The 8,431-nt window shown below is 45.7% G+C and carries 9 protein-coding genes; all 9 read right to left on the bottom strand.

From position 1 onward, the window contains the following. A partial coding sequence (locus N782_RS21885; protein WP_036815338.1) for a hypothetical protein occupies positions 1-246 on the bottom strand: 246 nt, incomplete at its 3' end. Continuing rightward, complete coding sequence (locus N782_RS01015; RefSeq protein WP_036815337.1) at positions 243-1,241, bottom strand: NERD domain-containing protein; 999 nt, start codon at positions 1,239-1,241, stop codon at positions 243-245. The genes N782_RS01015 and N782_RS21885, both read right to left, overlap by 4 nt. Before the next feature lie 118 nt (positions 1,242-1,359). After that, positions 1,360-2,283, bottom strand: a complete 924-nt coding sequence (murQ, locus tag N782_RS01010) for an N-acetylmuramic acid 6-phosphate etherase (protein ID WP_036815336.1) — start codon at positions 2,281-2,283, stop codon at positions 1,360-1,362. 18 nt (positions 2,284-2,301) lie between these two features. After that, complete coding sequence (locus N782_RS01005) at positions 2,302-3,288, bottom strand: N-acetylglucosamine kinase (protein WP_152600687.1); 987 nt, start codon at positions 3,286-3,288, stop codon at positions 2,302-2,304. After that, a complete protein-coding gene (locus N782_RS01000) occupies positions 3,275-4,099 on the bottom strand; it encodes a carbohydrate ABC transporter permease (protein WP_036815334.1) in 825 nt (274 codons plus the stop codon). The genes N782_RS01005 and N782_RS01000 overlap by 14 nt, the downstream gene beginning before the upstream one ends. A gap of 12 nt (positions 4,100-4,111) precedes the next feature. Beyond that, positions 4,112-5,068, bottom strand: a complete 957-nt coding sequence (locus N782_RS00995) for a carbohydrate ABC transporter permease (protein WP_052111081.1) — start codon at positions 5,066-5,068, stop codon at positions 4,112-4,114. Positions 5,069-5,084: 16 nt separating this feature from the next. Continuing rightward, positions 5,085-6,371 (bottom strand): ABC transporter substrate-binding protein, encoded by a 1,287-nt coding sequence (locus tag N782_RS00990; protein WP_036815333.1) that lies wholly within the window; start codon positions 6,369-6,371, stop codon positions 5,085-5,087. A 20-nt stretch (positions 6,372-6,391) separates the two neighbouring features. Then, complete coding sequence (locus N782_RS00985; protein WP_036815332.1) at positions 6,392-7,399, bottom strand: serine hydrolase domain-containing protein; 1,008 nt, start codon at positions 7,397-7,399, stop codon at positions 6,392-6,394. Next, entirely contained in the window at positions 7,392-8,246 is an 855-nt protein-coding gene (locus tag N782_RS00980; RefSeq protein ID WP_036815331.1) for a MurR/RpiR family transcriptional regulator, read from the bottom strand. The genes N782_RS00985 and N782_RS00980 overlap by 8 nt, the downstream gene beginning before the upstream one ends. Between the last annotated feature and the right edge of the window lie 185 nt (positions 8,247-8,431).

Below are 8,431 nucleotides of genomic sequence, written 5' to 3'. Positions count from 1 at the left end.
CAAGTTGAAAACATCATGGATACTTTTACACAATGTTAAGGACTTGACTACTTCCCCCTGGATATCCGCTCCTTTCCTCTCCTTATCCGCTCCTTTCCTCTCCTTATCCGTCACTTTCCCTCGGGTATCCGCTCCTTTCCTCTCTTTATCCGTCACTTTCCCTCGGGTATCCGCTCCTTTCCTTCCTTTATCCGTCACTTTCCCTCGGATATCCGCTCCTTTCCTCTCCTTATCCGCAAATTTCATCTACTCTGATGTTCAGCAAGCACCTCAGCTATATTTTGCGGTATATGATACTTCCTACCACGATTAACTCCAGTTTGTCGTAACTTCATACCATTTAGAAATTTATAAACTGAATCACTAGAGTCAATTTGTAAAAATAACCTACATTGTTGATTCGTAATCTCCTTCCCCATCAATAAAAAATAATCATAAACAGCGCGTTCATGTGCAGACAGGTCCCTATTCCCACAAAATGGACATTGCCACCTCATCTGTACTCTCTTCATCCCCAACCTCCCACACCCAGGACACTGCACGCCTTTCATCACATCTTCCTTCCGAACGCCAAACCGGCCGAGAACATCCACATCAAGTGGGCGGTCGCTTTTCAAAAGTTGATCGCGTAATGCGAACAGTTGGCTCCGAGATAACACTTCCTTCTTATATTTAGCAGTGAGTTCCTTCACTTTATCGAGCATGTGATCTGCATATACAATGTTGCGCAGTCTTGGGTCGTCGTGCATGTTGGTATCAAGGATGGCGTGGGGGTGGGTGAAGACGATGATGTGGTCGATGGGGAGTGGTTGGGTGAGATGGGGGCGGAGCCAGTTACGGAGTTTGATTTTCTGGCGGTCGACTTGGGCGATAGGGTTGGAGAAGCGTTCTTCCTTGCCGTTTTCATCCTTTCTAATAAATTGATCAAACGTTTGATCAAAAAATATGTTGCCTGAAAGATGCTTTACTTCTACGATGATGGCTGCACTTGAGGTCAAAATGAGGTTGTCGATTTGAAAAGCTGAGGTACTGGTGGGGATACGGGTTCCGCGGAAAACGAGTGAGGAGTCGGGCAAAAAATGCAGGTAATAATCAAGCGCTTTTTCGCCGCGATAGCCAGCCTTTCTTCGGCCTATGCTATCATCAAGCTCAGCTCGCAGAGGATAATTCCCAGGCAGGCGCAGCGCTAATGCTTCTTCTTTAAACAGGTCAATCGGTTTTGTCAGTTCTCTAACAATCAATACAATCACCTCCTCCTACTGATTCGGCGTCTAAACGCTCTCTTCCTTCTATCCAATAGAAAATAGTCTATCTCCAATAAAAAAAGGCCACTCCAAAGTGACCTTCCTCCTAACAACATTATTCCCTCTTCCCCTCAGCAACCTCAAACCCTTCCACCGCATTTGGAAAATGGCCATTTTTCTGATCCAGCAACTCTTGAGCTGCGTCAGCGTCGATTTCCAGCAACAGCATAAGTGTAGCGATGCGTGCGTCTCCATTGGCCTGGTGACTATAGTGAGCGGCCGTCCCTTCGTCTACGCCGGTGAGTTCCTGAATAATCGAGATGGCGCGTTTGCGTAATTTTTCATTGGAGGCTTGGACGTTGACCATGAGGTTTCGGTACACTTTTCCGAGTTTGATCATGGTGGCGGTGGAGATCATGTTCAGCACCATTTTCTGTGCGGTGCCTGCTTTCAAGCGAGTTGACCCTGTGACTACTTCCGCTCCAACCGGCACTTCAACAGGATAGTCGACCATCTCAGCGAGTTCGGTTCCGACATTACAGCAGATGGCCCCGGTACATACGCCCATTTCAGCAGCAGCCTCCATCGCACCTAGCACATATGGAGTGCGGCCGCTTGAGGCAATGCCGATGACCATATCGCTTGCACCAACATGCTTTCGCAAATCTGCAGCACCGGTTTCTTTGCTGTCTTCGGCATTTTCGATAGGGTAGCGTAGGGCTTCGTCTCCGCCTGCAATTACTCCGTTCACGAGATCATGTGGGACGCCGAACGTTGGCGGGCATTCGGAGGCATCGAGCACGCCGAGGCGTCCGCTCGTTCCAGCTCCGAAATAAAAGAGCTTGCCTCCGTTTTCCAGTACCTCGACAGCCTGGTTGATTACACGTTCTATTTGAGGAAGGGCACGTTTGACAGCACTGGCTACCGTGTCATCCTCTTCGTTCATTAGTTTAATAATGTCCATCGTCGAAAACTGGTGCAAGTGGTTGGACTTTTCATTACGCATTTCTGTGTTAACGATTGGATCGGTTTCAGACATCGTCGTTGCACCTCCCTTTCAAGTAAAGCTACGGTTCAAAGACCGGCTCGATGATTGTAAATTCTCCTTCACTTCGCTTGTCACCGCTTCCTCTCCCATAAGCAACGCGCACACTAATGCGCCTACAACAGGAGGTACATCTGGATGAATGATGGCTTGAGGCTGCGGATATTTTTTCGTAAAAAGGTTGCCAAAAGCCATGCGCATAAACGCTGATTGGAACATCCCTCCACTTAAGACAAGTGGCACATCTTCGGAATGAATCTCGTCTACTAGCTCTAGCAAGCTTCGTAACGCTTTCCCAACAATGTGGCGGGCGGTAGCATTCCCCGCTTGCGCCAAAATAACGACATGCTCAGCAAGAGACGCTATCTTCCGTCTAGGATAGTCATCCTCATACACAGCTGTTATTACGTCAGCTGCGCTCTCCACCTGCAACGAGGTCAAGATGATTTCCATGAATTCCTGATCGCGCTCCATCAATCCATCATGCATATGTGCAACCTTCGATAATGCTTGTCGGCCAAGGTCATACCCACTACCTTCATCGCCAAGCAGGTAGCCCCAGCCGCCTACACGTCTAGACTTCCCATCCAAGATCGAGTAAGCAATCGATCCAGTGCCTGCGATCAGGACCGTGCCTTCCATCGAAAACGTTCCACTTGCGAGCGCTCCGTATGCATCGTTGTGCACATCAATTTTACCTCGAATGCCCGGTGCTACGTCATAAATCCATTCGCGCCAACGCTGCTGATCCCAAATTCGGTCCCCTCCAGCAGAGGAAACAAATACGCCTGTAACATGTTCATAAGCTACATCCGCCTGAATAAATAAATCATGAAAAAGCTCCTTCAGCGTCTGTTTGATGGCATCCTCTGACCGGGACTTCACATTGGTGGACCCTCCAACACATCGCGCGACCACAACACCTTTTTCATCACACATCATGATTTCCGTTTTCGTACCGCCACCGTCTATACCAATATACATGTTATTTGATTGCACCTTGCGTCAGTCCTTCCATGAACTGTTTGGATGCGATGAAGAACAGGACAATCATCGGTAGTGAGGCAAGCGTTAGCCCTGCAAATAATGCACCCCAATCAGCAGAGTATTGGCCGAATAGAGACAGCATCCCGACTGGAATCGTCTTTTTCATCTCATCGGTTATAAACACCAACGGGAAGAAAAAGTCATTCCAGGATTGAATGAATTGTAGAATCATCACGGTACCTAGCGCTGGACGCATGAGTGGCAGCACGACATTCCATAGGATGCGCAAGTTTCCAGCTCCGTCAATGCGGGCCGCTTCCTCTAATTCGTGAGGCATCGTTCGGAAAAAGCCTGTTAAAATGAGGACTGAAATCGGAATCCCTGTTGCTGTGTACATGAAAATTAGAGCCCATAATGTGTTCAATAAATTGAGATCCTTCATTAAAATAAATAGCGGAACGATTCCAAGTTTAATTGGAAGCATCATGCCCATTAGGAAAAAGAAGAATAGCATGTTGTTCCAGTAAAATGTGAATCTAGCAATGTAAAAAGCTGCTAGAGATGATGTAATTAAAATCAAGCTTACCGAGACGACGCTCACAATCGTACTATTTAAAAAGTACTGCATGAATGGAATTTGATCGAGCAAGTTTTTGTACGTCTCAAGCGTGAACGATTTTGGAAACGCAAGAGGGCTTGTGAAGATCTCCGCGCTTGATTTAAAAGACGATAGAATCATCAATAGAATCGGATACAAACTAATCGATGCGATAAAAAACGCAAAAACGTAATAAAATGGTTTCGTCCAAAATGTATGCTTCACTCGTTTCCCCTCCTACATATCCACTTGTTTTTTCTGCATGTATTTTAGATACAGACCGGTAAAGATACTGATGAATAGGAATAGTACCACTGCTAGTGCGGAACCTAATCCAACTGCTGTCGTAGAACCACCTGTTGATCCACCAAATGCTAGACGATAGAAATAGACTGCTAGTGTGTCGGTAGAATGATACGGTTCACCTTGCGAGCCTTGCATGGCGTACACGAGTTCAAACGCCTCGAAGGATTGAATGAACGTCAGCACGGTCATGATCATAATCGACGGTATCATTAACGGAATCAATATCTTTCGTACCATTGCTAATCCTGTTGCCCCGTCTAGCTTGCCGGCTTCCATTAACTCTTTCGGAATCGACTGGAATCCAGCTAGGAAAATCAACACCCCAAAACCTAATCCGTACCATGAGTTTACGAGAATGATAGCGATTAAAGCTGTGTCAGGATCTCCAAGCCATGCTTCTTGCAAATGACCGAGTCCGATTTTTTCCAGCAACACATTTAGTGCTCCGTAGTTTGGATTCAAAATCAACTTCCATAAGAAACCGACCACAATGACGGATAATAGACGCGGCAAGAAATAGGATATTTTCAGGAACTCTGCCCCACGGATTTTTTTGAAGATAATATAGGCGAGGGCAAATGCCAGACCATTCTGGAAAATCATCTGGAGAACGAAATATAGAATGTTGTGTCCAAATGCATTCCAGAAGTACCCACTGAACGGCTCAAGGGTGAATAAATCCTTGAAGTTTTTCAATCCGACAAAATCGCCTCGGACCATGCCATTCCAGTCAAAAAAACTATATGTGAGTGCTGCAAATAATGGGTACACAACAAACAACCCATAAATGATTAAGGCGGGAATAGGGAAAAGATGGATGGACCATCTTTTCCAGTTCCGTTTCTTTTGCTTCTTTACTTCTTTAGCTGAATCCGTTGCTAGTTGCATATTCACCGCCCCTTACTTATTTTTGTAATGGTTTATACCAGGACTCTGCGTTTTTCTGTACAGCTTCAGCGACCTGTTCAGGAGTACGCTCGCCTAGGTACATGCCTTGTAGTTCTGTTTCAATCGTCGTTTTCGTAGAAGGGTTACCTCCTGCAAAGTGAACTAGAACCATGTAAGGCGTAGAGTTTTCATCCGCTGCTTTACCTAGATCGTTTACTAGCTGATCCTCAGATTCGATACCAGGGATAGCGCTGATCATCTTGAATTCTTCTGTGAACATCGTACCGAACTCTTCTGTTGTCATGAACTGAAGGAATTTTTTCGCCGCTTCTTTATTCTCTGAGTTGGCATTAATGGCGTACGATCCATCTACCCATGTCGTAACGGTTGGCTCTTTTCCAACTGCAGATGGCATAGGGAAGAAGTCTAATTCTAGATCAGGGTTCATTTCACGTAGAACTTCGATTTCCCAGCTTCCCATTGGGAACATGGCGGAATCTCCTGTGAAGAACATCGTACGGATATCTTCCATGCCAAGTCCTTCATAGTTTTCCGGCATGTAAGGCTTCAACTCATCCATCGCCTTGATGGAATTCACAAATTTGTCACTCGTAAACGATGTTTCGCCAGCTGTAATGTTATCGACGAATTCATTGGCGCCGTAGTGAGCTGGACCAATCATCCCGTGAGCTAGTGACAGCAACCAGCCTTCTTTTGTACCAAGAGAAAGTGGAGTGTAGCCTTCTTCTTTCAGTGTCTTGTTAATTTCCATGAACTCTTCCCACGTCTGTGGTTCTTCTAGGTTAAGCTCTTCGAAAATCTTTTTGTTATAAAAAATCTGCGTCGTACTTATGTTCAGTGGTACACCGTATTGCTTGCCGTCCGAACCTTTGGATGCAGCTAAAGAGGATTCTGGGAATTTATCCAGCCCTTCTAGATCATCGATTGGCTCAAGGTAGCCGTTATCTGCAAGCTCAATTCCCGGTGCATACGGACGAAGGTGAATGATATCAGGGCCTTCTCCACTTTTTAGAGCCGTATTTAAAATCGTGTTGTATTCGGTATTTTTCGATGGCTTAAATTCAATTTCTATGTTCGGATTTTCTTCCTGGAACTTATCAATGACTTTTTGGTAGCTTTCCTTATCTTCTGTTCGCCAGCTTCCCATCGTCAATTTAATCGTATCTTCACTTGCCTCTTCTCCGTTTCCTTCTCCACCTGCTTCACTATCCGACGAACAGGCCGATAGGATAAAGACAAATGCTAACAACGCGATAAACGTAAACGCTTTCAAAGATTTCATTACTAATTTCCCCCTTTTGATTAAATAAGTGATTCGTGAATCAACGAATGAAGTGTTGGTCTAATCTGTCTCATGTTATGGTTTCGTCCGTAATGAACGACGTTGGTTACCAACGCGACCACTAACTCCTCCTGTTGATCGACCCATAAGCTTGTGCCCGTAAATCCGGTATGGCCAAAGCTACCTTCTGACCACCTCCTTCCACACGAAAGCTCCTTCCCTTCACCACTCCAAACCTCAAATCCGAGGCCTCTATTATTGAAAGAATGAGTAGCTGCTTTTTTCATTAGTGCAGGGGACAAGACGTTTTGCTTTTGTGGGTACAGCCAAACATGACCGAATCTCGCTACGTCTTTTGCCGTGGAAAATAACCCCGCACTACCTCCAGCACCACCCAGGTGGTAAGCTTTTTCATCATGCACCTCGCCTTGAACGTAAGTGCCATTTACTTTTTCAGTCGATGCTATGTTCGTTGGATTTTTAGGATGAAACGTTGTATTCGTTAGCCCCCATGGTTGGAGGAGATTTTTTGTTGCAAAATCCTCGAGCTTCATCCCGCTTACACGTTCGATTACGTCCCCTAGCAAAATCATGGCAAGGTCACTGTATTCGGTTTTGGTACCTGGTTCCTCTATAAGATCCTTCTCGATAATGAGCTGAAGGATATCTTGCGGTTCGTCTCGTTTGATGCGCCCTAAGTCTGCGGGCAATCCCGTTGTATGTGTTAAGGCATGGTGGATGGTAACGTCTTTGTGCTTGAATGCTGGTATGTAGGCTTTGATCGGGTCATCAAGGCTTAGTTTTTGTTGCTCCACGAGCTTTAAAATGGACGGGAGCGTCACCATGACTTTTGTTAAGGAAGCTACATCAAAAACGGTATCTTTTGTTATGGTCTGCTCCTGCTCGTGTAGATTCAGATAGCTACCATATGCTTTTTCAAAAACGGAAACTCCCTTGTGCTGAATATGCAGAACGCCTCCAGGAAGCTCCCTGTCTTCCACCAACTTGGTTAGGTAAGCATCATACATTCTTTTTCAAAACCTCCACTGCTTTTCTCGTCCGTTCAAGTGCCTCGATATTGTCTTCCTTATTGAATCGAGTCACCCCAAGATACAGCATATCGATTACGTTTAGCGTTGCAATCCGCGAACTCGTCGCCCCACTTCGGATATCCCCTTCAAGCGATGTCGTCTGCAGCTTCACATCAGCGAGCGCGGTCACATCGTTCTCCCCGTATTTGGTGAGCGAGATAATATTCGCACCATTTTCTTTTGCAACATTGAGCGATTCAATGATGTCGAGCGTTTGGCCGGAGTACGAAACGCCGATTGCCACATCCGCTTCGGTTAAATTTGCGGAAATCGTCACCTGCGTATCGCGATCCTCCGCAGCCTCGCACCATCTGTTGATACGAGTCAACTTCTGCTTGAAATCTCGTGCGATAACCCCGGATGCGCCAATCCCATAAATGGCAACAATGCGCGCATTCGAGATAAGATCGATCGCTTTCTCCAACTCCTCCTCCGATAACACCTGCATCGAATTTTGAATGGATTGAATGTTGCTTTGCGATACAGAATGCATCAACCCTTGAATCGAATCCTCTTTCGGAATATCTTCATAGTACTCTTTCTCGTGATTCCCTTTCGCCATGTCATAGGCAATCTTCAGTTTGAGATCCTGAAATCCCTTGCAGTTCAGCTTCTTGGCCAGACGAACAATCGTCGCCACACTCACTTCTGTCTGCTCAGCTACCTTATGAACGGATGAATTCATCACCTCTTCCGGCTGCTCTAAAATATAAGCCGCCACTTTTTTCTCAGAAGGCTTTAACGTTTCAAGATGTTCTTGAATCAGTTGTAGTTGACTAGTCATATTGGCTACCTCGTTTTCAGATAATTCTTATTAATTAAGAGTATAAAACATTGTTTCAGAAAATGATACCTTTTTTGTAATTTTGTTTTATGAAATTTTTGGGATGGGGTGGGGAGTGGGATGAGGGGACAGGTCCCTCATCCCATTCGTGTGGGTGCTGGCGGGATTGGGACGAGGGACCTGTC

It is taken from the genome of Pontibacillus yanchengensis Y32, assembly GCF_000770635.1.
GTDB lineage: Bacteria > Bacillota > Bacilli > Bacillales > BH030062 > Pontibacillus > Pontibacillus yanchengensis.
This window is presented reverse-complemented; position numbering and strand designations above follow the sequence as displayed.

Excerpts from the sequence above, each read along its gene's own strand:
- murQ (WP_036815336.1), bottom strand. The coding sequence starts at position 2,283 with ATGTCTGAAACCGATCCAATCGTTAACACAGAAATGCGTAATGAAAAG.
- N782_RS00995 (WP_052111081.1), bottom strand. The coding sequence starts at position 5,068 with ATGCAACTAGCAACGGATTCAGCTAAAGAAGTAAAGAAGCAAAAGAAA.
- N782_RS00990 (WP_036815333.1), bottom strand. The coding sequence starts at position 6,371 with ATGAAATCTTTGAAAGCGTTTACGTTTATCGCGTTGTTAGCATTTGTC.
- N782_RS00985 (WP_036815332.1), bottom strand. The coding sequence starts at position 7,399 with ATGTATGATGCTTACCTAACCAAGTTGGTGGAAGACAGGGAGCTTCCT.
- N782_RS00980 (WP_036815331.1), bottom strand. The coding sequence starts at position 8,246 with ATGACTAGTCAACTACAACTGATTCAAGAACATCTTGAAACGTTAAAG.